This is a genomic window from Stappia taiwanensis (assembly GCF_014635285.1).
GTDB lineage: Bacteria > Pseudomonadota > Alphaproteobacteria > Rhizobiales > Stappiaceae > Stappia > Stappia taiwanensis.
Window position 1 is genome coordinate 684,281 of the sequence record NZ_BMCR01000001.1, and the last position, 25,147, is coordinate 709,427.

19 protein-coding genes are annotated in these 25,147 nt (G+C 65.4%); 11 read left to right on the forward strand and 8 right to left on the reverse strand.

Annotated elements, in window-relative coordinates; all coding sequences use genetic code 11:
* Nucleotides 1-107 precede the first annotated feature (107 nt).
* Entirely contained in the window at nt 108-830 is a 723-nt protein-coding gene (locus tag IEV83_RS03050; protein ID WP_181761513.1) for a glutathione S-transferase family protein, read from the forward strand.
* A 59-nt stretch (nt 831-889) separates the two neighbouring features.
* Here IEV83_RS03050 and IEV83_RS03055 read toward each other — a convergent pair whose 3' ends face one another.
* Nucleotides 890-1,924: an alpha/beta hydrolase family protein gene (locus tag IEV83_RS03055; RefSeq protein ID WP_181761514.1), complete on the reverse strand. Its 1,035-nt coding sequence runs from the start codon at nt 1,922-1,924 to the stop codon at nt 890-892.
* A 132-nt stretch (nt 1,925-2,056) separates the two neighbouring features.
* Between IEV83_RS03055 and IEV83_RS03060 the strand changes: the two genes are divergently transcribed.
* Nucleotides 2,057-3,061, forward strand: a complete 1,005-nt coding sequence (locus tag IEV83_RS03060; RefSeq protein ID WP_181761515.1) for a helix-turn-helix domain-containing protein — start codon at nt 2,057-2,059, stop codon at nt 3,059-3,061.
* Nucleotides 3,062-3,091: 30 nt separating this feature from the next.
* Here the strand turns inward: IEV83_RS03060 and IEV83_RS03065 are convergent, their stop codons facing one another.
* Both IEV83_RS03065 and ndk read right to left on the reverse strand, forming a co-directional pair.
* Nucleotides 3,092-5,173, reverse strand: a complete 2,082-nt coding sequence (locus tag IEV83_RS03065; RefSeq protein WP_181761516.1) for a molybdopterin oxidoreductase family protein — start codon at nt 5,171-5,173, stop codon at nt 3,092-3,094.
* Between the two features lie 180 nt (nt 5,174-5,353).
* Nucleotides 5,354-5,776, reverse strand: a complete 423-nt coding sequence (gene ndk / locus IEV83_RS03070) for a nucleoside-diphosphate kinase (protein ID WP_181761517.1) — start codon at nt 5,774-5,776, stop codon at nt 5,354-5,356.
* 683 nt (nt 5,777-6,459) lie between these two features.
* Here ndk and IEV83_RS03075 point away from each other — a divergent pair.
* Together IEV83_RS03075 and IEV83_RS03080 are read left to right on the forward strand one after the other, a co-directional pair.
* Entirely contained in the window at nt 6,460-8,136 is a 1,677-nt protein-coding gene (locus IEV83_RS03075) for a methyl-accepting chemotaxis protein (protein ID WP_181761518.1), read from the forward strand.
* A 204-nt stretch (nt 8,137-8,340) separates the two neighbouring features.
* Nucleotides 8,341-9,474 (forward strand): M20 family metallopeptidase, encoded by a 1,134-nt coding sequence (locus IEV83_RS03080; protein ID WP_181761897.1) that lies wholly within the window; start codon nt 8,341-8,343, stop codon nt 9,472-9,474.
* A 50-nt stretch (nt 9,475-9,524) separates the two neighbouring features.
* On the opposite strand, the gene IEV83_RS03085 is transcribed toward IEV83_RS03080, so the two are convergent.
* From IEV83_RS03085 to ugpB, 4 genes are all read right to left on the reverse strand, one after another.
* Nucleotides 9,525-10,568: a sn-glycerol-3-phosphate import ATP-binding protein UgpC gene (locus IEV83_RS03085; protein WP_181761896.1), complete on the reverse strand. Its 1,044-nt coding sequence runs from the start codon at nt 10,566-10,568 to the stop codon at nt 9,525-9,527.
* A gap of 7 nt (nt 10,569-10,575) precedes the next feature.
* On the reverse strand, nt 10,576-11,412 hold the full coding sequence (gene ugpE, locus IEV83_RS03090) for a sn-glycerol-3-phosphate ABC transporter permease UgpE (protein ID WP_181761899.1): 837 nt from the start codon (nt 11,410-11,412) through the stop codon (nt 10,576-10,578).
* Nucleotides 11,413-11,420: 8 nt separating this feature from the next.
* Complete coding sequence (ugpA, locus tag IEV83_RS03095) at nt 11,421-12,302, reverse strand: sn-glycerol-3-phosphate ABC transporter permease UgpA (protein ID WP_181761895.1); 882 nt, start codon at nt 12,300-12,302, stop codon at nt 11,421-11,423.
* 165 nt (nt 12,303-12,467) lie between these two features.
* Nucleotides 12,468-13,787 carry a sn-glycerol-3-phosphate ABC transporter substrate-binding protein UgpB gene (gene ugpB, locus IEV83_RS03100; protein WP_181761894.1) on the reverse strand — a complete coding sequence of 440 codons (1,320 nt, stop codon included), beginning with the start codon at nt 13,785-13,787 and terminating at the stop codon, nt 12,468-12,470.
* 401 nt (nt 13,788-14,188) lie between these two features.
* Between ugpB and IEV83_RS03105 the strand changes: the two genes are divergently transcribed.
* The 7 genes from IEV83_RS03105 (at nt 14,189) to IEV83_RS03135 (ending at nt 23,571) form a co-directional block, all read left to right on the forward strand.
* Complete coding sequence (locus IEV83_RS03105; RefSeq protein ID WP_181761893.1) at nt 14,189-16,204, forward strand: PhoX family protein; 2,016 nt, start codon at nt 14,189-14,191, stop codon at nt 16,202-16,204.
* Between the two features lie 209 nt (nt 16,205-16,413).
* The gene (locus IEV83_RS03110) at nt 16,414-17,892 is read left to right on the forward strand and encodes a replicative DNA helicase (RefSeq protein WP_181761892.1); all 1,479 of its coding nucleotides are present in this window, start codon (nt 16,414-16,416) and stop codon (nt 17,890-17,892) included.
* An 82-nt stretch (nt 17,893-17,974) separates the two neighbouring features.
* Nucleotides 17,975-19,180: an alanine racemase gene (gene alr / locus IEV83_RS03115; RefSeq protein WP_181761891.1), complete on the forward strand. Its 1,206-nt coding sequence runs from the start codon at nt 17,975-17,977 to the stop codon at nt 19,178-19,180.
* Nucleotides 19,180-20,574, forward strand: coding sequence for a DNA repair protein RadA (radA, locus tag IEV83_RS03120; protein ID WP_181761890.1), 1,395 nt, complete (start codon nt 19,180-19,182; stop codon nt 20,572-20,574). Before alr ends, radA begins: the two co-directional genes overlap by 1 nt.
* Nucleotides 20,575-20,652: 78 nt before the next feature.
* Nucleotides 20,653-21,285, forward strand: a complete 633-nt coding sequence (locus tag IEV83_RS03125) for a CvpA family protein (protein ID WP_181761889.1) — start codon at nt 20,653-20,655, stop codon at nt 21,283-21,285.
* 59 nt (nt 21,286-21,344) lie between these two features.
* Nucleotides 21,345-22,820, forward strand: a complete 1,476-nt coding sequence (gene purF / locus IEV83_RS03130) for an amidophosphoribosyltransferase (RefSeq protein WP_181761888.1) — start codon at nt 21,345-21,347, stop codon at nt 22,818-22,820.
* 7 nt (nt 22,821-22,827) lie between these two features.
* Nucleotides 22,828-23,571: an SDR family NAD(P)-dependent oxidoreductase gene (locus IEV83_RS03135; RefSeq protein WP_181761887.1), complete on the forward strand. Its 744-nt coding sequence runs from the start codon at nt 22,828-22,830 to the stop codon at nt 23,569-23,571.
* A 135-nt stretch (nt 23,572-23,706) separates the two neighbouring features.
* Here the strand turns inward: IEV83_RS03135 and der are convergent, their stop codons facing one another.
* Nucleotides 23,707-25,122, reverse strand: coding sequence for a ribosome biogenesis GTPase Der (gene der / locus IEV83_RS03140; protein ID WP_181761886.1), 1,416 nt, complete (start codon nt 25,120-25,122; stop codon nt 23,707-23,709).
* Nucleotides 25,123-25,147: the final 25 nt, after the last annotated feature.

Here is a 25,147-nt window from a genome sequence, read left to right on the forward strand (position 1 = left end):
CATCTCCCTGCCGCTTCGTCATGGCGCTCCGGCCCATGCTGACACCATGCTGTCAGTTGCCTTGCTCTATCACAAGCCCATCGCAACGTCACACCGGGAGCCGCCCCATGCTTGTCCTGATCGATTTTCCCTCCACCTTCGGCCTGCGCAGCCTGTCTCCCTTTGGCTACAAGGCTGAAACGTTGCTCGCCCTTGCCGGGCTGGACTACACCAAAGTGGCGCCGGAAGAAGCCCTTCTGCCCCATGGCAAGGTGCCTGTCTTGAAGAATGGCGACAGGCTCATTCCCGACAGCTCGCTGATCCAGCAGCATCTGGAACAGCACCACGGGCTCGATGCGGACCGGGACTTGACCGCCTATGAAATGGCCACCGCCGAGGCCTTCCGGCGCATGGCCGAGGAACACCTGCGCTGGAGCCTCGTCTACAGCCGCTGGATCGAACCGGCGAACGAAGTTGTGATGCGCGACAAGGTGCTGGGCTTCCTGCCCGAGCCGGCACGGGCGGGTGTTCTCGCCCAGGTGCGTGAAACCGTGGGCCAGGCGCTCTATCATCAGGGCCTGGGCCGGCACACCCCTGAGGCGATCTACGCGTTCGGCTGCCGCGATCTCGATGCCATTGCCGCCGTTCTGGACGACAAACCATTCTTTCTCGCGGACCGGCCGACGACCATTGACGCAACGCTGGCCGGGCTGCTGATCAACATCCTCTGTCCGGAACTACGCTCACCGTTGCAGCGGCACGCCGCCGCGATCCCCGCCTTCGGCGCCTATGTCCGCCGGGTGGAGGAAACGGTATTCGGAGCAGCGGCCATGCTGCCGGAAGCCGCCTGAGTTACTGCCGCCGACAAAGCGAGGCCGGGCGCGGCGATGCGCGCCCGGCCTCTTTGCGTTTACAGCCCCATGAAGTCGGCGATCTGGTCGATGATCTCGGCATGAACCCGGGCGCGGTCCGTGCCTTCCGGATCGTCGCACACCGGATCGTCCTGTTCCGCCGCCAGCACCGCCGCTCCTTCCGGCTTGCACTCGGCCAGGAAGGTGAAGTGATGCGCCGGCTTGACCACCACGCGATGGGCATTTGCAAGACGTCCGGCGAGATTGCTTCCCGCCGGCCCGACATCCGCCGCCTTCCAGAGGTTCTTTTCCCCGAGGCTGATCAGCAGCACCGGCATGGAGAGATCCGCAGCGCTCGCCTCGGTGATCGCGTAGCTCATGCCCGGATCCACGGCGATGGCCGCGCTGATACGCGGATCGCGCATGTCCGCCGCAAACCCTTCCGGCAGGGCCGCCACATCCACGCCCCCCTTGGCGAAGAAGGCGCAATCCTCGGCCAGATCGCCCATGCGCGCGCAATAGGCCCGATAGGCCTCCCGGTCCCACCGGGCGCCGGCCAGATTGAGCGCCGTCGCTCCGCCGAGCGAAAACCCCAGCGATGCGATGCGGGCGGCATCCACATGGGCCGCGAAGTCCGGCTCGGCCAGAAGGTGATCCAGCGCGGCGGTCAGATCCGCCGCACGCTCATCAAGCCGCAAGGAGCGGCGCGGCGAGGAATCGCCGGAGGTGCTGCCCGGGTGATTGACCGCAAGCACCATGGCACCGCGCAGCGCCAGCCCCGACGAGATCCAGGAGATTGCATCCATGTTGCCGCCGGACCCATGCGACAGCACCACGAGCGGAAACCGCCCCTCGGCAATGGCCGCGCCGACCAGCCCGGACGTCCCCTTGAACACTGCATTGTCGCCGATCAGCCCGCGATAGGTGCGCCGGCCCGCCGGATACCAGAGGGAGGCGTCGAGCGGCCGGGCCCGGTGCGGCGCGTCGATCTCCAGCCGGTCGTATCCGGCAATCGGCGCCATCGTCGGCTCGGCGGCGGCGGACGGCAGGGCGAACCCGCAGGCAAGGGAGACAGCAAGCAGAAGACGTTTCATCGGGACATCCTTTCGACTGAAAAAACTCCAGCGAAAGAACCCCATCCCATCATTTTGGCGTCCTCAAACCGGTATCAGGTCGCCCGAAACCGGATTTCGGACTATTCAAGCGGAAACAACCGAAGGCCGCCCATGCTTGCCCTGCCGATCCCAATGATCGTTGCCCTCGTTCTGGGCTTTCTGTTTATACGCGCCGTGCTAAGCGGCGACCGCCCGTACCTCTTTTGCGCGCTGCTCGCCATCTGCGCCCTGCAAGGTGTGGTGGTGTCGCTGCATCAGCATTACGGGATTGCCGCCCTGTTGGCGGTTCAGCCGATCACGGCGACGGTGATCCCGCCGCTTGCCTGGGTCGCCTTTCAGGCAACCGCCATTCGCCGCTTCGATCTCGCGCGCGATGCCGTCCATCTCGCCGTGCCGGTGTTCACCGCCTTCTGCATGGCCTTCGCACCGGACACGCTGGATGTGGTCGTCCCGGCGGTCTTCCTGGTCTATGGCGGGGCGATCCTGCTGCGGCTCCGGCAGGGGCCGGACGGGCTGCCCTTGATGCGCCTTGAAACCGGCCCTCTCCCCGGCCTCGTCTGGAGTGCCATTGCGCTCGCGCTGATCCTGTCAGCGGTCAGCGATGGGCTCATCGCCGTTGCCCTCGCCACCGGCCGGGGCTGGCTTCAGCCCTGGATCGTCAGCCTCTTGTCTTCCGCCGCCCTCTTCAGCATCGGCCTGCTCAGCCTGTCACAAAGCGTCGTCGGCGCACCGGAAGAGCGCACGGCCCCGCAAGCCCCGCGTCCGGATACGGGCGACCCGGCCGCCGAAAAGGACTTGATGGCCCGGCTTGATACGCTGCTGCGCGACAGCGCGCTTTATCTCGACCCCGGCCTGACTCTCGCGCGCCTTGCCCGCCGGCTGCAGGTGCCGGCCAAGCAGCTTTCCGCCACCATCAACCGCGCCACTGGCGACAACGTCTCACGCTATGTGAACGGCTTCCGCATCGCCCATGCCTGTGAGCGCCTGCGGGCCGGCGACAGCGTCACCGCCGCCATGCTGGCCAGCGGCTTCAACACGAAATCCAACTTCAACCGCGAGTTCGCCCGCGTCACCGGCATGAGCCCCAGCGCCTGGCAGACCCGGGACACCACCTGACATTCGCGGGCGGGCGAAAGGCGCGGGCGCTTAGGCCAACCGCACCCACACCGCGGTGTCGTGAAAGGCGGCCCCGCCATAGGGCGCGACGGCATCGCCGCCGGTCAACGTGTTGATGCCCCGACCGTCCGGATAGGCCTCGTTCGGCCAGATGCCTTCGGCGATCACCACCCCCGGCTTCAACCCGTCGAACAGCCGGGCCTGCAGCCGAACGGCGCCGCGCCGGTTGCCGACCAGGATCGCCGCGCCGTCCGTGATACCGAGCCGTCCGGCCTCATCAGGCCGCATCATCAGTGACGGTTTCCCTTCTTTGGCAAGGGATTCGGCCGTGTTGTTGAAGGTTGTGTTGAGGAAAGACCGTGCCGGCGCCGTGACCAGCCGGAACGGATGAGCGTCGTCGGCCTCTTCGATCACCGGCCAGAAATCGGGCAAGGCCGGAAGGTCGGCCCAGGGGCCCATCGGCCCGTCATTGGGCGCCGGAATGCTCGGCCAGTCGGGCTTGAACCGGAACCGCCCATCCGGCCAGGCAAAGCCCTTGAGGTAATGCGCGGTCTCGAAATCCGGCTGGCAATCGATCCAGCGGTCCGCCTCGATCCGCTCCAGCGTGCCCAGACCGGAGGCTTGCAGCATCCAGTCGATATGGGCGCGGGCGTCCATCTCGAAGCCGGGATGCTCGGCGGCACCGACCCGGCGGGCGAGCTCGTTGAGAACGACGAGATTCTCCCGGGTCTCGCCGGGGCCGTCGGTCAGTTTCGGTCCGAGGATCAGATACTGGTGCCCACCGCCCTTGTAGATGTCGTCGTGCTCAAGGAACTGGGTCGCCGGCAACACGATATCGGCCATCTTCGCCGTTTCGGTCATGAACTGCTCATGGACGCAGACGAAGAGATCGTCCCGGGCAAAGCCCTGCTTCACCAACTCCTGCTCCGGGGCGACGGAGACCGGATTGGTGTTCTGGATCAGCATCGCCGTCACCGGCGGTCCGCCCTGCAGGGCCGCCGCATCGCCGGTCAAGATCCGTCCGATCTGGCTCTGATCGAGCTGGCGCGTGCGCCCGTCGCACAGCTCCGGCGCCTCCACCCGGCTCTTGTCCAGCTCATAGATCGCGCCGTTGTTGTGGAACGCCCCGCCGCCTTCCACGGCCCAGGCGCCGGTCACGGCCGCGATCGAGGAGGCCGCATGCATGGACACCGCCCCGTTGCGCGACCGGGTGAAGCCGTAGCCAAGCCGGAAATAGGTCCGCTTGGTCCGGCCGACCATGGCCGCGAACTGTTCGATCTCGTCGGTGGAAAGCCCGGTGATCCCCGCCGCCCATTCCGGGGTGCGGGTCGCCAGATGCGCCTCCAGCTCCTGCGGGCAATCCGTATGCGCGGCGAGATACGCCCGGTCGGCCAGATCATCACGGAAGAGAACATGCATCACCGCGCAGGCAAGCGCCGCATCGGTTCCCGGCTTGAGCACAAGTCCGAGGTCCGCCTGCTTCACCGTTTGCGTGCGATAGACATCCACGGCAATGATCTTCGCGCCGCGTTTCTTGCGCGCGGTCATCGCATGGGTCATCACATTGACCTGGGTTGAAACCGGGTTGGTGCCCCAGATGACGATCTGGTCGGACAGCGCCATCTCGCGCGGATCGGGGCCGGCAAGCCGGCCCGTGCCGGCAATGAACCCGGTCCAGGCCGGATTGGTGCAAATGGTGTCGAATTGCCGCGAATAGCCCTTGGCGTGCCGCAATCGGTGAATGGAATCGCGCTGCACCAACCCCATGGTCCCCGCATAGTGATAGGGCCAGACCGTCTCCGCCCCATGCCGGGCTTCGGCGGCGAGAAAGCGCTCGGCGACCGTATCCAGCGCCTCGTCCCAGGAGATCGGCTCGAACCGTCCTTCCCCCTTGGCGCCAACCCGCCGCAGCGGCGTCAGCAGCCGATCCGGATGATAGAGCCGGTCCGCATAGCGCGCCACCTTGGCGCAGATCACGCCGGCGGTATAGGCATTGCCGCGCGCGCCCCGCAGTCGCCCGACCCGGCCGTCGGCCAGAAGCTCCACATCGAGCGCGCAAGTGGAAGGGCAATCATGCGGGCAAGCGGAGGATTTCAGGACGGGCGCGGTCATCAAGCCACCTTGCGTAAACGGAATGCGGGGATCGGCAAGGTCATCGGCACACCCCGCCCTGTCAAGCCCCGGCGCCCCGCGGTGCGCCCGCCCCCTGAAACGCAACAAGGCCGGCTTGCGGGCCGGCCTTGTGCATATCAGATAGGTCCGGCGGCAAACCGCCGGAGAAGACGAGTGGCCTCAGCCGACGATCTCGGTCTCGGAGAACCAGTAGGAAATCTCCTCGGCAGCGGTCTCCGGAGCGTCGGAACCATGTACCGAGTTCTCACCGATCGACAGGGCGAAGGTCTTGCGGATCGTGCCCTCGGCGGCATCGGCCGGGTTGGTCGCGCCCATCACTTCGCGGTTCTTGGCAACGGCGTTCTCGCCTTCCAGCACCTGCACGACGGTCGGCGCGGAGGACATGAACTCGACCAGTTCGCCGAAGAACGGACGATCCTTGTGCACCGCATAGAAGCCCTCGGCCTCGCGGCGGGACATCCACACGCGCTTGGAAGCGACGACGCGCAGGCCGGCCTCTTCCAGCTTGGCCGTGATGGCGCCCGTCAGGTTGCGCTTGGTGGCATCCGGCTTGATCATCGAAAAGGTGCGTTCAATCGCCATAATCTGCTGTCCTGTGGTCTGTTGCGCCCGGACCGGCGGTCCGGCGCGGGTATCCGTGAATTCCAGATCCGGCGGGCCGCGCCGCCGGGCGCGAAGCCACGGCGAACGGCCAGCGGCCGGTTGCCGCATGCGTATAGCGGCGCAGCCGCCTCCCCGCAAGGGCATGCCGAACGCGATCTCCAGGAAACACGCGCCTGTTTCCGGCAAGCAAACCTTGGGTCCAGACCATCCGCGCGGATGGTCGCCGGGTCGCAAATCGGCTCCTTTGAACCCGCCCGGCAGCGCGAAATCCGCGAACCAGATCCATCGCCTTACGCAACACACCAGGCAAAGACGCACCCTTACGCAGAGGCAGATTGCGCCAAGCAGGTTTTCAAGGCCCTGCCCCGCCCCGCCCTGCCGCGCTCCGAACGTCCGCCAAAACAAATCTCCCCTGCAACACGGCTATAGAAACCATTTCTTAACCGCAATTTATCAACTGATAAAAATCATTTTGGGAATTGAAAGCGAAAAGACATGCCGCAGGCGCTCCCACCATGAAGAGCGCGGAAAAACAGCTTGCGTAGGGAAATTTCCGGAGAGACCCGAAGTAGTTACAAAATTCATCATTCTGAAATTTTACCAAAGATTTAGAAGAAACCGGTTCTCTGGCGACATAGCTCGTTTCAAGAGGTCGCATTTCCATGTCCATCAAACAGAAAATGCTGGTGCTGGTTGCCGGCTCGCTTGCCGCGCTCCTTCTGGTGCTCGGCGTCCAGACCTACACGTTTTACGGATCCATGATGGAAGGCCGCCGCGACATGGTGCGCTCCCAGGTCGAGACCGCCCATTCTCTGGTCACCAAGCTGGCGGAGGACGCAAAGGCCGGCAAGATGACCCTGGAAGAGGCACAGGAGGCCGCGCGCGAAACGCTGCGTGTGCTGCGCTACAACGAGACAGACTACTTCCTGGTCATCGACTCCAGCCCCGAGCGGGAAGGCTTCGTCGTGATGCATCCCAGCCCCAGCGTCGAGGGCAAGAGCCTCTTGAGCATGAAGGACGCCAATGGCGTGGAACTCGTCGTCGGCCAGCTTGAGGCGGCCCGAAAGGGCGGCGGCTATACGGAGTTCGTCTTCCCCCGGCTTGGCGAGACCGAACCCGCGCCGAAGGTGAGCTACTCGCTGAATTTCGCCCCCTGGCAGTGGACCATCACCTCGGCCCTTTACGTCGATGATGTGAACCAGGCATTCGCGGCGGAGATGACCCGCACCGCCATGTGGGTGGTGCCGATGCTGGCGCTGATCATCGCCGCCGGGCTTTTCCTGTCGAACAGCATCACCCGTCCGCTGGCGGCGATCACCGATGCCATGCGTCAGCTCGCCGATGGACAGATGAACATCGAAATCCCGGGTGAAGGCCGCAACGACGAGATTGGCCACATGGCCTCGGCGACCGGTGTCTTCCGCGACAACATGATCCGCGCGCAGGAACTGTCCGCCGCCCAGGCCGATGAGCAGAAGTCCCGCGATGCCCGCGCCCTGCGCATCCAGTCCCTGACCCAGAGCTTCGATGAAAGCGCCGCTGCCCTGCTGCGGACGGTGACCGCCTCCGCCGACGACATGGAGCGCAACGCGCGCAACATGTCCGATACCGCCGACGACACCAACGCCCGGGCGACCACCGTCGCCTCCGCCGCCCAGCAGGCGGCCGCCAATGTGCAGACCGTGGCATCCGCGACGGAGGAACTCAGCTCCTCGATTCTGGAAATCGGGTCTCAGGTCTCCAAATCCTCCGAGATCGCCTCGCAGGCCGTTTCCGAGGCCGAGCGCACCAACCATCAGATCCACGGCCTCGCCGAGGCGGCGGAGAAGATCGGCCAGGTCGTGAACATGATCGCCGCCATTGCCGAGCAGACCAACCTTCTGGCGCTCAACGCCACCATCGAGGCCGCCCGCGCCGGCGATGCGGGGCGCGGCTTCGCCGTGGTTGCCGCCGAGGTGAAGGAGCTCGCCAGCCAGACCTCGAATGCCACGGAGGAAATCACCGCGCAGATCGGCTCGATCCAGCGGGAGACGGAAACCGCCGTCGGCGCGGTGCAGTCGATCGGCAAGACCGTCGAGGAAATGAACGCCATTGCCTCGGCCATTGCCGCAGCGGTTGAGGAACAGGGCGCGGCGACCGGCGAGATCGCCCGCAACGTGGAAGAGGCCGCGCGCGGCACCCAGGACGTGACCGGCAACATCCTCGGCGTCTCCGATGCCGCCAACGAGACCCGGGCGGCGGCAAATGATGTCACCAACGCGGCGACCGCCGTCAGCCGCGATGCCTCCGCCCTGAAAACCGAGGTGGAGCGCTTCCTGCAAGATGTGCGCGCCGCCTGATCGGATCAGCGCGACCTTTTCGGCAAACCTGAACCGCCGGCGCCCAATGGCGCCGGCGGTCTCGTTTCGGGCTCTTCGTGGCATCGGCCGATTTCGAGGTCGCCCTCGTGCTGTTCGCGCTCGCTCCGCCGCCCGCGCCGGGCTATTGTGCGCCCCTCACCTGACACCCTTTTTCAAAACACAGAACGAGCGAAGAGGACTGGCATGGACCCGTCGACCGATGACTTGCTGACTGGATTGCTGAGATGGGTTCGTATCGAGACGCACACACCGGATGTGGCCGGCATCAACAGCCTGATGGATCTGGTGACCCAGGAGGCCGAGGCCTTCGGCGCCACCTGTGAGCGGTTTCCCGGCGCCACCGGCTATGGCGACCATCTGCTGGTCCGCTCGCCCTGGGGCGATCACAGCCAGCCCGGCATCCTGTTCCTGAGCCATCTGGACACGGTGCACCCCAAGGGCACCATCGACAAGGATCTGCCGATCCGCATCGACGGCGATGCCTGCTATGGACCCGGCATCTGCGACATGAAGGGCGGCGCCTACAACGGGCTTGCGGCCATGCGCACCATCACGGCGGCAATTGCCGGCGGCGCCCAGGCCCCGGCCCTGCCGATGCGCATTCTCTTCACCTCCGACGAGGAAGTCGGCAGCCCGACCTCCCGGGGCCTGATCGAAGAGCAGGCGAAAACCGCGAAATACGCGCTCGTCACCGAGCCGGCGCGCAATGGCGGCCATATCGTCACCGCCCGCAAAGGCGTCGGCCGCTTCACCCTGCGCGCCGAAGGCCGCCCGGCCCATGCCGGCGCCCGTCATTGGCAGGGACGCAGCGCGGTCACCGAACTGGCCCATCAGATCATCGCCCTGGAAGCGATGACCGACTATGACCGGGATATCACCATCAATGTCGGCCAGATCACCGGCGGCAGTGGAACCAACGTAGTGCCGCAGCATGCCAGCGCGGAAGTCGACCTGCGCGTGCCGACCGTTGCGGCGGCGGAGGAAATGGTCGCCCGTATCACCGGCCTGACGCCGAAGACCCCGGATGTGACCGTCACGGTGACTGGTGGCATGAACCGTCCGCCGTTCGAGAAGACGCCGGCCATCACCGCCCTGTTCGACCATGCGGCGGGGCTTGCCGCCGAGATCGGTTTCGAGCTGATCGACGAGACCACCGGCGGCGGCTCAGACGCCAACTTCATCGCCGCCAACGTGCCCACCCTCGACGGGCTTGGGCCCGACGGCGACCATGTGCATACGCTCAACGAGCACATCTACATCTCGTCGCTGCTGCCGCGGATGCAGCTCATGCGCCGGCTGGTCGAAACGCTCGACTGACGCCATTCCGGCGGCCGCGACACAACGCGGCCGCCGTTTTTTGGGCGACCTCAGTCGATGCGCTTTTCGTCGGTGCCGAAGAAATGCAGCTTGTCGGCCTCGCAAGTGACATGCACCCGGCTCTCGCCCACCGGCGCGGTCCGGCCACCATCCAGCCGGACGATGATCACCTCGCCATCGTCGAGCCGCACATGGGCCAGCGTTTCCGCCCCCAGCGCCTCGACGATCACCAACTCGCCGCTCCAGGCCGCCTGCCCCTCGCCGCAGAAGCTCAGATGCTCCGGCCGCACGCCGACCGTCTTTGCCAAGGTCGGCGCCGCCTCGCCGAAGGAGGCGGCAAGACCGCTGCCCTGCAAGCGCTCCACCGACAGGAAATTCATCGGCGGCGAACCGATGAAGCCGCCCACGAAGGTGGTCGCCGGCTTTTCGTAAACGGCGAGCGGCGTGCCGATCTGCTCCGCCACACCGCCGTTCATGACGATGATCCGGTCGGCCAGGGTCATGGCCTCGACCTGATCGTGGGTCACGTAGAGCGAGGTCACGCCAAGGCGCCGTTGCAGGGTCTTGATCTCCACCCGCATCTGCACCCGCAGCTTGGCATCGAGGTTCGACAGCGGCTCGTCGAACAGGAACACCGCCGGCTTGCGCACGATTGCCCGGCCCATGGCCACGCGCTGACGCTGGCCGCCGGAAAGCTGGCGCGGCTTGCGCTCCAGGAAGGGCTCCAGCTCCAGCATCTTCGCCGCCACAGCCACCCGCTCGCGGATCTCCGCCTGCGGCACCTTGGCGATCTTCAGCCCGTAAGCCATGTTGTCGAAGACGCTCATATGCGGATAGAGCGCGTAGTTCTGGAACACCATGGCGATGTCCCGCTCGCGCGGCTCCAGATCGTTGACCACCCGGCCATCGATGCGGATCTCGCCGGAGGTCACGGTCTCCAGCCCCGCGACCATGCGCAGCAGGGTCGACTTGCCGCAGCCGGACGGGCCGACGATGACGATCAGCTCGCCATCGTTGATATGGGTGTCGACCCCGTGGATGACCTCGGTCTTGCCGTAGGACTTGCGCAGGTTGGAAAATGCGATTTGCGCCATCGGAACCCTATTTCTCAGTATCCACGAGGCCCTTGACGAAAAGCCCCTGCATGAAGACGACAACGGCGACCGGCGGCAGCATCGCCATCAGTGCGGTTGCCATGATGACCGGCCATTCGGCCACATCGTCGCCGGATGGGAACATCTGCTTGATGCCCATGACGATGGTGTTCATTTCCGGCTTGGTGGTGATCAGCAGCGGCCACAGGTACTGGTTCCAGCCGTAGATGAACAGAATGACGAACAGCGCCGCGATGTTCGTGCGCGACATCGGCAACAGGATATCGATGAAGAAGCGGATCGGCCCCGCCCCGTCGACCCGCGCCGCCTCGATCAACTCATCGGGCACCGTCAGGAAGAACTGGCGGAACAGGAAGGTCGCCGTCGCCGAGGCGATCAGCGGCAGGATCAGACCGGAGTAGGAGTTGAGCATCCCGAATCCGGCGGCGACCTCGTATGTCGGCACGATCCGCACCTCCACCGGCAACATCAGAGTGAGGAAGATCAGCCAGAAGAACACCATCCGGAAGGGGAAGCGGAAATAGACGATCGCATAGGCGGACAGGATCGAGATGGCGATCTTGCCGATGGCGATGCCGAGCGCCATGATGCTGGAATTCATCAGCATCAGCCACACTGGCGAGTTGATGCCCTGGGACAGCGCCGTGCCGTAATTTTCCAGGAAATGCGATCCCGGAAGCAGGGGCATCGGCGGCCGGGCGATTTCCGGCTGGGTCACCGTCGAGGCGACGAAGGCCACATAGATCGGGAAACAGATCGCCGCGATGCCGGCGATCAGGCTCAGATGGGTCAGCCAGGTGCCGATCCCGCGTTTTTCGACCATGCCGCTCATCAGTAATGCACCTTGCGTTCGACGTAGCGGAACTGAACCACCGTCAACAGGCCGACGACGACGAGCAGAACCACCGACTGGGCGGCGGAGGAGCCGAGATCCTGGCCGACGAACCCATCCGCGTAGACCTTGTAGACAAGGATCGTCGTCGCCTGCTGCGGCCCGCCGCCGGTGATGGTGTGGATCACGCCGAAGGTCTCGAAGAAGGCGTAGACGATGTTCACCACCAGGAGGAAGAAAGTGGTCGGCGACAAGAGCGGAAAGACAATGGTCCAGAACCGCTTCCAGAAGCTTGCCCCGTCGATCGCCGCCGCTTCGATGACGCTGCGCGGGATCGCCTGCAGGCCGGCGAGGAAGAACAGGAAGTTGTAGCTGATCTGCCGCCAGGCCGAGGCAACGACCACCAGCCCCATGGCCTCGCCATCGTTCAGCACGTGGTTCCAGTCATAGCCGATGGCGTTGAGGTACCAGGCGACAAGCCCCACGTTGGGGTTGAACATGAACAGCCACAACACGCCGGCAATCGCCGGGGCGACCGCATAGGGCCAGATCAGGAGCGTGCGATAGGCGCCCGAGCCCTTGATAATCCGGTCGGCCATCACCGCCAGCCACAACGCCGCCCCCATCGACAGGAGGGTGACGGCGGCGGAAAACACCGCCGTGGTCTGGAAGGAGGCCAGATAATAGGGATCGGAGAACAGGAATTCGAAATTTCCGAAGCCGACGAACTGCGACTTCAGCCCGAACGGATCAGGAATGAAGGCTGACTGGTAGATCGCCTGCCCGGCCGGCCAGAAGAAGAACACCGCCGTGACCAGGATCTGTGGCGCCAGCAGGGCATAGGGCAACAGGCGATTGTTGAATACGACGCGTTTTTGCATGTCCCGATCACCGGAAGCGGTCGCGGCGCGCCTGAGCGGGCCGCGCCGGAAAATGGGAAGACGCGCGCCCCGGGAAGCCCCCGGGCCGCGCGCGCTGTTCTCGGGGCCGCTGGCGTCAGGCCGGCCGGAGACCGGCCACCGTCAACGGCGATCCCGCGTCCCGCCTCAGCGGTTGGCCTGCTCGAAGCGGCGCAGCAGCTGGTTGCCACGGGCGACCGCGTTGTCGAGGGCGGCCTGGGCCGTCTTGTCGCCGGACCACACAGCCTCCAGTTCCTCGTCGATGATGCCGCGGATCTGGTCGAAGCTGCCGAGACGCAGGCCCTTGGAGTTGGCCGTCGGCGCCTTGCCGGTCATCTGCAGAATGGCGATGTCGGTGCCCGGGTTCTCCTTGTAGAAACCGGCGTCCTTGGTCTGCTCGTAGGCAGCCATGGTGATCGGCAGGTAGCCGGTGTTCTGGTGCCAGGAGGCCTGGATGTCGGCGCTCGACAGGAAGTTGAGGAACTCGGCGACGCCGGCGTATTCCTCATCCTTGTGACCGGCCATCACCCACAGCGACGCACCGCCAATGATGGTGTTCTGCGGTGCACCCTCGGTGCCCGCCCAGTACGGCAGCGGACGAATGTCGAAGGCAAAGTCGGCTTCCGCCTTCACGCCCGCGTAGCCGGCGGAGGATTCGGTGAAGAAGGCGCATTCGCCAGCGCGGAAGCGGGCGCCGCCCTCATTGCGGCGGCCGGCATAGATGAACTTGCCGTCCTTCGCCCACTGGCCCATGGCCTCGATGTGCTTCACCTGAACCGGACCGTTGAACGACAGCTCGGTGTCGAGGCCGGCAAAGCCGTTTTCCTTCGTCGCAAAGGGCACGTTGTGATAGGCGGAGAGGTTCTCAAGATGCACCCAGCTCTGCCACGCGGTGGTCAGCGGGCAGCTCGACCCGGAGGCCTTCACCGCATCCATCGCCTCGTTGACCTTGTCCCAGGTCGACAGATCCATGTCCGGATCGAGGCCGGCCTTGGTCAGTGCATCGCGGTTGACGTAGAGCACCGGGGTGGAGGAGTTGTACGGCAGCGACAGCATCTTGCCATCGGTGGTGGTGTAGTAGCCCTTGACGGCGGCCAGATACGTCTCCGGATCGAACGGCTTGCCGGTCTCTTCCATCACCTCGAACACCGGCTTGATGGCGCCCTTGGCCGACATCATCGTCGCGGTACCGACCTCGAACACCTGCAGGATATGCGGCTGCTCACCGGCGCGGAAGGCAGCGATGCCCGCATTCAGGGTCTCGGAATAATTGCCCTTGTGCGAAGCCACGACCACATAGTCGCTCTGCGAGGCGTTGAACTTCTCGACCTGCTCGGTGAGCAATTCGGCTAGACGGCCGGAGAAGGCATGCCACCACTGGATTTCGGTCGCGGCGTAGGAAACGCCGGTGCTGCCAGCCAGGATCGTCGCTGCGACGAGACCGGCGAGTGTCTTGCGATGTGCCATGTTTGTTTAACTCCCAAGGCTCGGGAAACGACCCGACATGCGGTTGAACTGAGACCCATGACCGGAAGGCCCGGATCATGTCGAACGAAAACGCCCGCATTTCGTATTGTTTTCATATGAACGCGAAATGTCGCTCACATGAACATTAAGCGACAGTTCCATGACGTTCGCAACCCCGGAACGGCAACACCCACACCTCTCCTTCCCGCCCGGCGGCATCACAACCGGTGAATGCAGGCGCATTCGCGGATATTCTGGCGGAGAAGCAGCGTGATATATCGATTAAATCGATGGAATATTTCATGAAACTGTCACGAACCCACCGCATCAATTTCCCGAGCGGCATGTGAGCCCGCCAGTTATCCACGCAACCTGAAGCGTGTCCTTGAGGGAGAATGGCAATGACCCGACTGCGCCAGACGGATGATTTCGGAAACAAGGCCGAGGCTTTCGAAGAGGCCGACAACACGGTGTTGAGCCCGGCCGAAGCGAAAACCTTCGGCGACATCGTCAATGCCCGCTACGGCCGCCGCGACGTGCTGCGCGGCGTTCTGGGGGTGAGCGCCGTCACTGCCCTCTTCGGCACCACCGCGCTGACCGCAGCACCCGGCACCGCCCGCGCGGCCAACGGCAGCTTTGCCTTTGCCGAGCTGGAAAGCGGCAATGACGAGCGCCACCATGTCGCCGAGGGCTATGATGCCGATGTGCTGATCCGCTGGGGCGATCCGCTGTTCGATGACGTCGGGCCGTTCGACCCGCAGAACCAGAGTGCGGCGGATCAGCTCCGCCGCTTTGGTTATAACAACGACTATGTCGGCTTCCTGCCCCTGTCGGAAGACGGCAAACGCGGCCTGCTTTGCGTCAATCACGAATACACCAACGAGGAAGTCATGTTCCCCGGCATTGGCCGGCAGGACAACAAGGACTTCGCCGACATGACCCGGGCGCTGGTGGACATCGAGATGGCGGCCCATGGCGGTTCGGTCTTCGAGATCGCCCGGGACGACGCCGGCAAATGGTCGGTGGTCGCCGGCTCCAGGTACAATCGCCGCATCAGCATGCTCGACACGGAAATGACCGTCGACGGCCCCGCCGCCGGGCATGCGCGCCTGAAGACCGCCGCCGATCCGGAAGGCACCCGGGTGATCGGCACCTTGAACAACTGCGCCGGCGGCATGACCCCCTGGGGCACCTACCTGATGGCCGAAGAGAACTTCCACGGCTACTTCTGGACCGACAAGCTGAACGCCGACGGCAAGCCGGTGATCGAAGGGCCGCAGGCGGCCAGCCTGAAGCGCTACGGCGCGCCGGGGCGCTGGTACAACTGGGGCCAGCATCACGACCGGTTCAATCTCGACAAGGAGCCGAACGAGGTGAATCGCTTCGGCTGGATCGTCGAGGTCGACCCGCTGGATCCGGCCTCCACGCCGGTCAAGCACACCGCCCTCGGACGTTTCCGTCATGAAGGCGCCGAGGCGATCGTCAATGGCGATGGCCGGGTCGTGATCTACAGCGGCGACGATGCCCGCTTCGACTATGTCTACAAGTTCGTCTCCAGCGGCACGGTGTCGGACGACCGCGAGGCCAACAAGAAGCTCCTGTCCGAGGGCACGCTGTATGTCGGCCGGTTCCATGAAGATGGCCGACTCGAATGGCTGCCGCTGATCCATGGCGAAGGCCCGCTGACGGCGGAAAACGGCTTTGCCAGCCAGGCCGACGTCTTGATCGACACCCGCCTTGCCGCCGATGCCCTCGGCGCCACGCCGATGGACCGGCCGGAAGACGTCCAGCCGGGGGAGAAGGGCCGCGTCTACATGATGCTGACCAACAACACCCGCCGCAAGGAAGGCCAGGAGGATGCGGCCAACCCGCGCGCCGACAACGCCTTCGGCCATATCGTCGAGATGGTCGCCCCACAGGAAGACCACGCAGCCCGGGAATTCACCTGGAGCATCCTGGTCAAGTGCGGCGATCCGCGCATTGCCGAGGTCGGCGCCCAGTGGGGGCCGGAAACCTCCGAGCACGGCTGGTTCGCCTCCCCCGACAACTGCGCGATCGACGCCGCCGGCCGGCTCTGGGTCTCCACCGACCAGGGCTCCAACTGGGGCAAGACCGGCAAGTCGGACGGGCTTTATGCGGTCGAGACCGAGGGCGCGCTGCGCGGCTCCTCGAAGCTGTTCTTCCGCTGCCCCGTCGGCGGCGAGCTGTGCGGCCCCTACTTCACGCCGGACCAGAGCGCCCTGTTCCTCGCCGTCCAGCATCCGGGCACGGACGGAACCAAGAACTTCAAGGGCTTTGAGCGGAACTCGACCTTCGAGGATCCGGCCACCCGCTGGCCGGATTTTGTCGAGGGCATGCCGCCGCGCCCCTCGGTGGTCGTGGTCACCCGCAAGGATGGCGGCAAGATCGGCGGCTGACGCCCCCGGACGCGCCGACCGGATGCCCCGCCGTTTCGGCGGCGGGGCAATCCTGAGCCGGCCAAACTCTTTGCGTGGTCAACGTCAACCTTGATTCACAGGTTATCCCGGTGATTCACGGGCGCTTCACGCTTGCAGGGAATCCCGCGCCACACCCTTCCCTCGCCCGCCCGCCTCCGCTACGAGAGAGGCAGCAGCGAGGAAACGAGATGAACGGTCCGGCACCAGCGCCCGACAAGAACGATGCAACCGTGATGCGCGTGGCGCCCCATAACGCGGAAGCCGAACGGCAGCTTCTGGGCGCGATCATCGTCAACAACGAAACCTACTACCGGGTCTCGGATTTCCTCGAACCGGGCCACTTCTATATCCAACCCCATCGCGAGATCTACGAGAAGGCCGGGCAGCTCATCCGCGCCGGCAAGATCGCCTCGCCGATCACGCTGAAGACCTTCTTCCCGCATGACGCGCGGATCGCCGACCTGCCTGCGGCGCAATACATCCTGCGCCTGACCGCCGATGCCGCTTCGATCATAAACGCCGAGGATTACGGCCAGGCGATCTATGACCTTGCCATTCGCCGCAATCTGATTCGCATCGGCGAGGACATGGTCAACATCGCCTATGACGCGCCGATCGAAATGCCGCCGGAAGCGCAGATCGACGATGCGGAACGGCGCCTGTTCGAACTGGCGGAAAAGGGGCGCAGCGACGCGGGCTTCGTCTCCTTCGGCGATGCCCTGTCGGCCACCATCGAAATGGCCGCCGCCGCCTACCAGCGCGAGGGCGCCCTGTCGGGCATTTCCAGCGGGCTGAAGGATCTCGATGCGCTGATGGGCGGCTTGCAGCCCTCCGACCTTATCGTCCTGGCCGGACGTCCGGCCATGGGCAAGACCTCGCTCGCCACCAACATCGCCTACAACGTCGCCGAGGCCTACCGGGCGGAAGAACAGCCGGACGGCTCGCTCAAGACCACCAATGGCGGTGTGGTCGGCTTTTTCTCGCTGGAAATGTCGGCCGAACAGCTCGCCACCCGTATCATTTCCGAGCAGACGGAAATCTCCTCCTCGAAGATCCGCCGTGGCGACATCAGCGAGCATGACTTCGAAAAACTCGCCGCCGCCGCCCAAACCATGCAGGTCGTTCCCCTTCATGTGGACCAGACCGGTGGCATCTCCATCGCCCAGCTCGTCGCCCGCGCCCGGCGCCTGAAGCGCCAGCGCGGTCTCGATCTCTTGATCGTCGACTACATCCAGCTTCTGTCCGGCTCGCAGAAGAACCAGGGCAACCGCGTCCAGGAGATCACCGAGATCACCACCGGGCTCAAGGCGCTGGCGAAGGAGTTGAACGTCCCGATCATCGCCCTGTCCCAGCTCTCCCGTCAGGTCGAGGCGCGCGACGACAAGCGGCCGATCTTGTCGGACTTGCGCGAATCGGGCTCCATCGAGCAGGACGCGGACGTGGTGATGTTCGTGTTCCGTGAGGAATATTATCTGGCCAAGGCCATCGGCAACGAGGCAACGCCCGAGGATATGGAAAAGCTGGAACGGGTGCGGAACCGGGCGGAAGTCATCGTCGCCAAGCAGCGTCACGGCCCAACCGGCACCGCCAACCTGCACTTCCAGGGCGAGTTCACCCGCTTCTCCGACCTTGCCGAAAGCGACCGTTTCCCCGAACCTCACGAGTAGGTTACCAACGCGCCATCCGATTCTGGCGCGCGAAGCCGGGACGTTAGAGGGCGCAGCCGCGCCCACGGCGACAAACGAACTGATGGATCAGGATGTGAAGGTCTCGCAAGGAACGGGCGACCGGGACGGGGCGGAGTTCCCGGAAAACGGTCGGATTACGGTCGACCTCGGCGCACTGGCCGACAATTGGCGCACGCTGGCCGCACAGCTTTCGGGCGGTGCCCGCTGCGGTGCCGCCGTCAAGGCCGACGGCTACGGCCTTGGCGCGGGTGAAGCGACCCGTACCCTGTGGCGCGCCGGCTGCCGCAGCTTCTTTGTCGCCACCCCGCAGGAAGGGGCAAGGCTGCGCGAGGACCTGGCTCTCGTCGGCCCCGAGGCAACCGAGGCGGAAATCTACGTGCTGAACGGCCTCTACTCGGGCGCTGCCCCCGCCTACAGCCGCCACGGGCTGCGGCCGGTTCTCGCCAGCCCCGCCGATGTGGCGGAATGGGCCGATCATGCCCGCCGCACCGACGCCCCCTGCCCCGCCGCCCTGCATGTGGACACCGGCATCAGCCGGCTTGGCCTCTCCCCGGACGAGGCGCGGGCGGTTGCCGCCTCCGGCTTTTGCCCCGCGCTGGTGATCTCGCATCTGGCCTGCGCCGACATGCCGGGAAACCCGATGAACGACCGCCAGCTCGGCCGCTTTCGCGAACTGGCCGGGCTGTTCCCGGATGCGCGCAAGTCACTGGCCAATTCCGCCGGCATCTTCCTTGGGCCGGAGTATCATTTCGACCTCGCCCGCCCCGGCATCGCCCTTTACGGCTCGCAGGCCTCGGCGAACGAGGAAAGCCTCCTCAAGACCGTCGTCACGCTGGAAGCGCGCATTCTTCAGGTGCACCCGCTGAAAAAGGGCGACACCATCGGCTATGGCGCGGCTTTCGCCGCCGAGCGGGACATGCAGGTGGCCATGGTGGCCGCCGGCTACGCGGATGGCTACATGCGGCGCGCCGGCTCCGCCAGCGGACAGCCTGGTGCCCGCGCCTGGCTCGCCGGTCATTATCTGCCGGTGCTTGGCCGGGTCTCCATGGACATGACCGCTTTCGACGTCACCAACGTCCCGATGGACAAGGCCGTCCCCGGCGCTCTGGTCGAGCTGTTCGGCCCGCATGTCTCCGTCGATGAGACCGCCGCCTGCGCCGGCACCATCGGCTATGAGTTTCTCACCTCGCTGGGCGCACGGTTCGCCCGGCGGTACCTGCCGGACACCGCCGCCGGTACCGCCCCCCTTTCGGACGCGGCCAACTGATGGCCAAGCGCGGCACGTCCTTCGTCTGCCAGTCCTGCGGTGCCACCACCGGCAAATGGGCGGGCCGCTGCGATGCCTGCGGCGAATGGAACAGCTTGGTTGAGGAACGCACCGGCGGCGGCGTCGGCGGCACGCCCAACCCGGTGGCCGGGCGCAAGGGCCGGATCGTCCCGCTCGTCGGCCTGACCGGCGACACGGAAGAAGCCCCGCGCATCGCCACCAAGGTCGGTGAACTCGACCGGGTGACCGGCGGCGGCTTCGTGCGCGGCTCCGCGCTCCTGGTCGGCGGCGATCCGGGAATCGGCAAATCGACCCTTTTGATCCAGGCGGCCGCCCGGGTCGCCCGGCTGGGGCACAAGGCGGTCTACATTTCCGGCGAGGAGGCCATCGGCCAGGTGCGGCTGCGCGCCGCCCGCCTTGGTCTTGCCGATGCACCGGTGGGGCTGGCGGCGGAAACCAGCGTGGAGGATATCCTCGCCACCCTGACCGCCGGGCCGCCCCCGGCGCTGGTGATCATCGATTCGATCCAGACTCTCTGGACCGAGACCATCGATTCCACCCCCGGTACGGTTTCCCAGGTCCGCGCCTCGGCCCAGGCGCTGGTGCGCTACGCCAAATCGAGCGGCGCCACGGTGATCATCGTCGGCCATGTCACCAAGGACGGGCAAATCGCCGGCCCCCGGGTGGTCGAACACATGGTCGATGCGGTGCTCTATTTCGAGGGTGACGGCGCGCATCAGTATCGCATCCTGCGCTCGGTGAAGAACCGCTTCGGCGCCACCGACGAAATCGGCGTCTTCGAGATGTCCGACGCAGGCCTGCGCGAGGTCGCCAACCCGTCGGCAATGTTCCTCGGCGAACGCAGCGGGCGATCCCCGGGCGCGGCGGTGTTCGCCGGCCTTGAGGGCACCCGGCCGCTGTTGATCGAGATCCAGGCGCTGGTCGCCCCCTCGCCCCTCGGCACCCCGCGCCGCTCGGTGCTGGGATGGGACAGCGCCCGCCTGTCGATGATTCTGGCCGTGCTGGAAGCGCGCTGCGGCGTCCGCTTTTCCCAGAACGACGTCTACCTCAACGTCGCCGGCGGCTTGCGGATTACCGAGACCGGCGCCGATCTTGCGGTGGCCGCGGCGCTGATCTCCTCGCTCAGCGGGGTTGCCCTTCCAGCCGATTGCGTCTATTTCGGCGAGGTCAGCCTTTCCGGGGCGGTACGACCGGTCTCGCAAGGGCAAAGCCGGTTGAAGGAAGCACGCAAGCTCGGGTTCTCGACGGCGGTCGTGCCGGAGGCAAACATCAGTGACGGCAAGGTCGATGAAGCGGCGGTTACCGGGCTTTCGGAATTGGCCGAACTCGTAAGCCGTATCGCAGCCGGCTCTGCCGGAGATCCCGCGTCATAGGATCGAACCGCGCCCGGCTCACGCGGATTTATGGGCCGACCACGCCGTAATGGCAGCGATCAGGGACTGTGCGGAGCAATGCCGATCACGCTTCTCGACGGAATCCTCCTCGTCATCATGCTCATGTCGGCGGTCCTCGCCATGATCCGCGGCTTCGTCCGCGAGGTCCTGTCGATCGCCTCATGGGTCGCGGCGGCTGTGGCCGCCTATTTCCTTTATGGCCAGGTCCTGCCCTTCGCCAAGCAGTATATCGGCCATGAGCAGGTGGCGCTCGGCGTCTCCGTGGCCGGTGTTTTCCTCGTCACGCTGATCATCGTCAGCTATATTACAATGCGGATTTCGGATTTCGTGCTCGACAGCCGGATCGGCGCGCTGGACCGCACCCTCGGCTTTGTCTTCGGCGCGCTGCGCGGACTGCTCTTGGTGGTGGTCGCGATGCTGTTCTTCAACTGGTTCGTCCCGGCCACGGAACAGCCCGGCTGGGTGGCCGGCGCCAAGTCGAAGCCGATGCTGGACACGATCGGCGACAAGCTGGTCGCCACGCTGCCGGAAAATCCGGAAAAGGAGATCCTTGACCGGATCCGCAATCGCACCGGCCAGGCCCCGTCGCCTGCGCAAGGTGGCGCGGTTCCGGCGGAAGAGCCGGCCTATTCGGATTCTGAACGTCGCGGTCTCGAACAGTTGACCGCGCCCGGTTCGACCAACAACTGAACGGCGCGCCGGACCGGCTTCCGGCATCCTTGATGCGACATCTGCCCAGGAGCAAAGCGATGATCAGCGACACCACGCTGGAGCTTTCACAGGATGATTTGGACGGCGATACCCTGCACGAAGAATGTGGGGTGTTCGGCGTTCTCGGCCATGACGACGCGGCCGCCATCACGGCGCTCGGCCTTCATGCCCTGCAGCACCGCGGGCAGGAAGCGGCCGGCATCGTCACCTTCGACGGCAGCCAGTTCCGCTCCGAGCGCCATCTCGGCCTCGTCGGCGATCACTTCTCCAATGCGGAGACGATCAGCCGCCTGAACGGCCCCTACGCCATCGGCCATGTGCGCTACTCCACCTCCGGCGAGACGATCCTGCGCAATGTGCAGCCGCTGTTCGCCGAACTGGATGGCGGTGGCATCGCCGTCTGCCACAACGGCCATTTCACCAATGCCATGACCTTGCGGCGCAAGCTGATCAAGGAAGGCGCCATCTGCCAGTCGACCTCCGATTCGGAAGTGGTGCTCCAGCTTGTGGCGCGCAGCCGCAAGGACAAGATCGTCGACCGGTTCATCGACGCCATCACGCAGATGGAAGGCGCCTATTCGCTGGTAGCGCTGACCCGCAAGAAGCTGATCGGCGCCCGCGATCCCTTCGGCATCCGCCCGCTGGTGCTCGGCGATCTCAATGGCGCGCCGATCTTCGCCTCGGAGACCTGCGCCCTCGACATCATCGGCGCCACCTTCATCCGTGAGGTGGAAAACGGCGAAGTGGTGGTCTGCAGCCCCAGCGGCATCGAAAGCTACTTCCCCTTCGGCCGCCGGCCGGCCCGCCCTTGCATCTTCGAATACATCTACTTCTCGCGGCCCGATTCCATCCTGGGCGGGCGCAGCGTCTACAATGTGCGCAAGGAGTTCGGTCGTCAGCTCGCGCAGGAAACCCCGGTCGAGGCCGATGTGGTGGTGCCGGTGCCCGATTCCGGTGTTCCCGCCGCGCTCGGCTACGCCGATGCCTCCGGCATTCCCTTCGAGCTCGGCATCATCCGCAACCACTATGTCGGCCGGACCTTCATCGAGCCGACCCAGCAGATCCGCACCCTCGGCGTGCGGCTGAAGCACTCCGCCAACCGCGCCCAGATCGAGGGCAAGCGGGTGGTTCTGGTCGATGACAGCCTGGTGCGCGGCACCACCTCGGTGAAGATCGTGCAGATGATCCGCGACGCCGGCGCGCGCGAGGTGCATTTCCGGCTGGCCTCGCCGCCGATCCGCTTCTCCGACTATTACGGCATCGACACGCCGGTGCGCGAGAAGCTGCTGGCCGCCAAGTACAGCCTTGAGGAAATGCGCAATTACATCGGCGCCGATTCCCTGGCCTTCCTGTCGGTCGACGGCATCTACAAGGCCATTGGCTACGAAGGGCGCGACAACGACGCTCCGCAGTTCACCGATCACTGCTTCACCGGCGACTACCCGACGCCGCTCACGGACATGGCCGAGGAAGGCGATGTCACCCACCTCCCGCGTCTGGTCGAAGTAGGATAAATCACGAATGACGAAACGGTTTGAAGGACGGGTCGCCGTCGTCACCGGCGCCTCGCGCGGTATCGGCTATTTCACGGCCCGCGCGCTCGCGGCGGAAGGCGCCCATGTGGTGGCGGTCGCGCGCACGGTCGGCGGGTTGGAGGAGCTCGACGACGAGATCCGCGCCGACGGTGGCCAGGCAACGCTGGTGCCGGTCGATCTGACCGACTACGAGGCGCTCGACCGGCTCGGTGCCGCACTCTACGAACGCTGGAAGAAGCTCGACATCCTCATCGGCAACGCCGGCATCCTCGGCGGCCTGTCGCCGCTCGGCCATGTCGATCCCAAGACCTGGGACAAGGTGATGGCGATCAACGTCACCGCCAACTGGCGGCTGATCCGCTCGCTTGACCCGCTGCTGCGCCAGTCCGATGCCGGGCGTGCCCTGTTCCTGTCCTCCGGAGCAGCTCACAAGTGCAAGGCCTACTGGGGCCCCTACTCCGTGTCGAAGGCGGCCCTGGAAGCCTTGGTGCGCACCTATGTCGCCGAGACCCTGACCACGCCGATCACCGGCATGCTGGTCAATCCCGGCCCGATGCGCACCGCCATGCGGGCGCAGGCAATGCCCGGAGAGGATCCGGAGACCCTGCCGCACCCCTCCGAGCTGGTACCGCATCTGCTCGACCTCGTGGCGCCGGAGAACACGGCGAACGGCCAGCTTTTCGACTTCCCGTCGAAGGAGTTGCGGGACTTCGTGCAAGTCTCCTCATAAGGAAAACGCTCCGCCAGACGCACTCTCGCGGCACCCCGGAGCGTTTCCCAAGCTCACCGACCATCACGAAAAAGCCCGCCCTGCCAAATGGCAGCGGCGGGCTTTTTGATGGTTCCTGCGGGACAGCGCGTCCGGCTATTGGATCTTGCGCTTTTGCGCCTTGGCCGCGTAGGGGTTGTCGCCCTTGCGGTAGCTCAGCCGGATCGGCGTGCCCGGCATGTCGAAAGTCTCGCGCAGGCCATTCACCAGATAGCGGGTATAGCTCTCCGGCAGGGTTTCGGGCCGCGAACAAAACACCACGAAATGCGGCGGCCGGGTCTTCGGCTGGGTCAGATAGCGCAGCTTGACCCGACGCCCGGCGACCGCCGGGGGCGGATGATGGATCAGCACGCCATCCAGCCAGCGGTTCAGCCGGCCGGTCGACACACGCCGGTTCCAGACCTCATAGGCGCTGAAGGCGGCCTCCATCAGCTTGTCGATGCCCCGCCCGTGCAGACCGGACATGGTGACGATGCGCACGCCGCGAATCTGGTTGAGATAGCGTTCGGAGGCGTCACTGATCACCTGCATCGCCGCCGCGCGATCCTCGACCAGATCCCACTTGTTGATGGCGATCACCAGCGCCCGCCCCTCGCGGGCGACCAGATCGATGATCTGCAGGTCCTGCTTCTCGAACGGGATGGTGGCATCGAGCGTGACGATCACCACCTCGGCGAACTTGATCGCCCGCAGCGCATCGGCGACGGACAGCTTCTCCAGCTTTTCCTGCACCCGCGCCTTGCGGCGAATGCCGGCGGTATCGAACAGCTTCACATGCCGGTCGTTCCAGACCCAGTCGACGGAGATGGAATCCCGCGTGATGCCCGCTTCCGGACCGGTCAGCAGCCGGTCCTCACCGAGAATCCGGTTGATCAAGGTGGACTTGCCCGCGTTCGGCCGGCCGACGATGGTCACCCGCAAGGGCCGTTCCCGACTACCGGCGGGCGCCTCGTCCTCGGCGTCCTCCACATCCACATCGGTCTTGGCCTCGGCGCCGGTATCCTCGGCGGCCTCGACCCCATCGATGATCGGCAGCAGCGCGTCGTAAAGATCCGCCAGCCCTTCGCCGTGTTCAGCCGACATGGCGATCGGATCGCCGAAGCCGAGCCCGAAAGCCTCGTAGAGCCCGCTCTCGCCGGCCCGCCCCTCGGCCTTGTTGGCCAGAAGAATGATCGGCGTATCGGTGCGGCGCAGAAGATTGGCGAAATGGGCGTCACTGGGTGTCACCCCGGCGCGCGCGTCGATGACGAACAGCACCGCATCCGCATCGGCAATCGCCTCCTCGGTCTGCGCCCGCATCCGCCCTTCCAGCGAGCGCTGATCGGCTTCTTCCAGTCCGGCGGTGTCGATGATGGTGAATTTCAGATCGCCGAGGCGCGCATCGCCTGCGCGCCGGTCCCGGGTGACGCCGGGCGTATCGTCGACAAGCGCCAGGCGTTTGCCGACGAGACGGTTGAACAGCGTGGACTTGCCGACATTCGGTCGGCCGATAATCGCGATGGTCGCAGGCACGGTATTACCACTTCATGGTCGCCCG

Excerpts from the sequence above, each read along its gene's own strand:
- IEV83_RS03050 (WP_181761513.1), top strand. The coding sequence starts at position 108 with ATGCTTGTCCTGATCGATTTTCCCTCCACCTTCGGCCTGCGCAGCCTG.
- IEV83_RS03055 (WP_181761514.1), bottom strand. The coding sequence starts at position 1,924 with ATGAAACGTCTTCTGCTTGCTGTCTCCCTTGCCTGCGGGTTCGCCCTG.
- IEV83_RS03060 (WP_181761515.1), top strand. The coding sequence starts at position 2,057 with ATGCTTGCCCTGCCGATCCCAATGATCGTTGCCCTCGTTCTGGGCTTT.
- IEV83_RS03065 (WP_181761516.1), bottom strand. The coding sequence starts at position 5,173 with ATGACCGCGCCCGTCCTGAAATCCTCCGCTTGCCCGCATGATTGCCCT.
- ndk (WP_181761517.1), bottom strand. The coding sequence starts at position 5,776 with ATGGCGATTGAACGCACCTTTTCGATGATCAAGCCGGATGCCACCAAG.
- IEV83_RS03075 (WP_181761518.1), top strand. The coding sequence starts at position 6,460 with ATGTCCATCAAACAGAAAATGCTGGTGCTGGTTGCCGGCTCGCTTGCC.
- IEV83_RS03080 (WP_181761897.1), top strand. The coding sequence starts at position 8,341 with ATGGACCCGTCGACCGATGACTTGCTGACTGGATTGCTGAGATGGGTT.
- IEV83_RS03085 (WP_181761896.1), bottom strand. The coding sequence starts at position 10,568 with ATGGCGCAAATCGCATTTTCCAACCTGCGCAAGTCCTACGGCAAGACC.
- ugpE (WP_181761899.1), bottom strand. The coding sequence starts at position 11,412 with ATGGTCGAAAAACGCGGGATCGGCACCTGGCTGACCCATCTGAGCCTG.
- ugpA (WP_181761895.1), bottom strand. The coding sequence starts at position 12,302 with ATGCAAAAACGCGTCGTATTCAACAATCGCCTGTTGCCCTATGCCCTG.
- ugpB (WP_181761894.1), bottom strand. The coding sequence starts at position 13,787 with ATGGCACATCGCAAGACACTCGCCGGTCTCGTCGCAGCGACGATCCTG.
- IEV83_RS03105 (WP_181761893.1), top strand. The coding sequence starts at position 14,189 with ATGACCCGACTGCGCCAGACGGATGATTTCGGAAACAAGGCCGAGGCT.
- IEV83_RS03110 (WP_181761892.1), top strand. The coding sequence starts at position 16,414 with ATGAACGGTCCGGCACCAGCGCCCGACAAGAACGATGCAACCGTGATG.
- alr (WP_181761891.1), top strand. The coding sequence starts at position 17,975 with ATGGATCAGGATGTGAAGGTCTCGCAAGGAACGGGCGACCGGGACGGG.
- radA (WP_181761890.1), top strand. The coding sequence starts at position 19,180 with ATGGCCAAGCGCGGCACGTCCTTCGTCTGCCAGTCCTGCGGTGCCACC.
- IEV83_RS03125 (WP_181761889.1), top strand. The coding sequence starts at position 20,653 with ATGCCGATCACGCTTCTCGACGGAATCCTCCTCGTCATCATGCTCATG.
- purF (WP_181761888.1), top strand. The coding sequence starts at position 21,345 with ATGATCAGCGACACCACGCTGGAGCTTTCACAGGATGATTTGGACGGC.
- IEV83_RS03135 (WP_181761887.1), top strand. The coding sequence starts at position 22,828 with ATGACGAAACGGTTTGAAGGACGGGTCGCCGTCGTCACCGGCGCCTCG.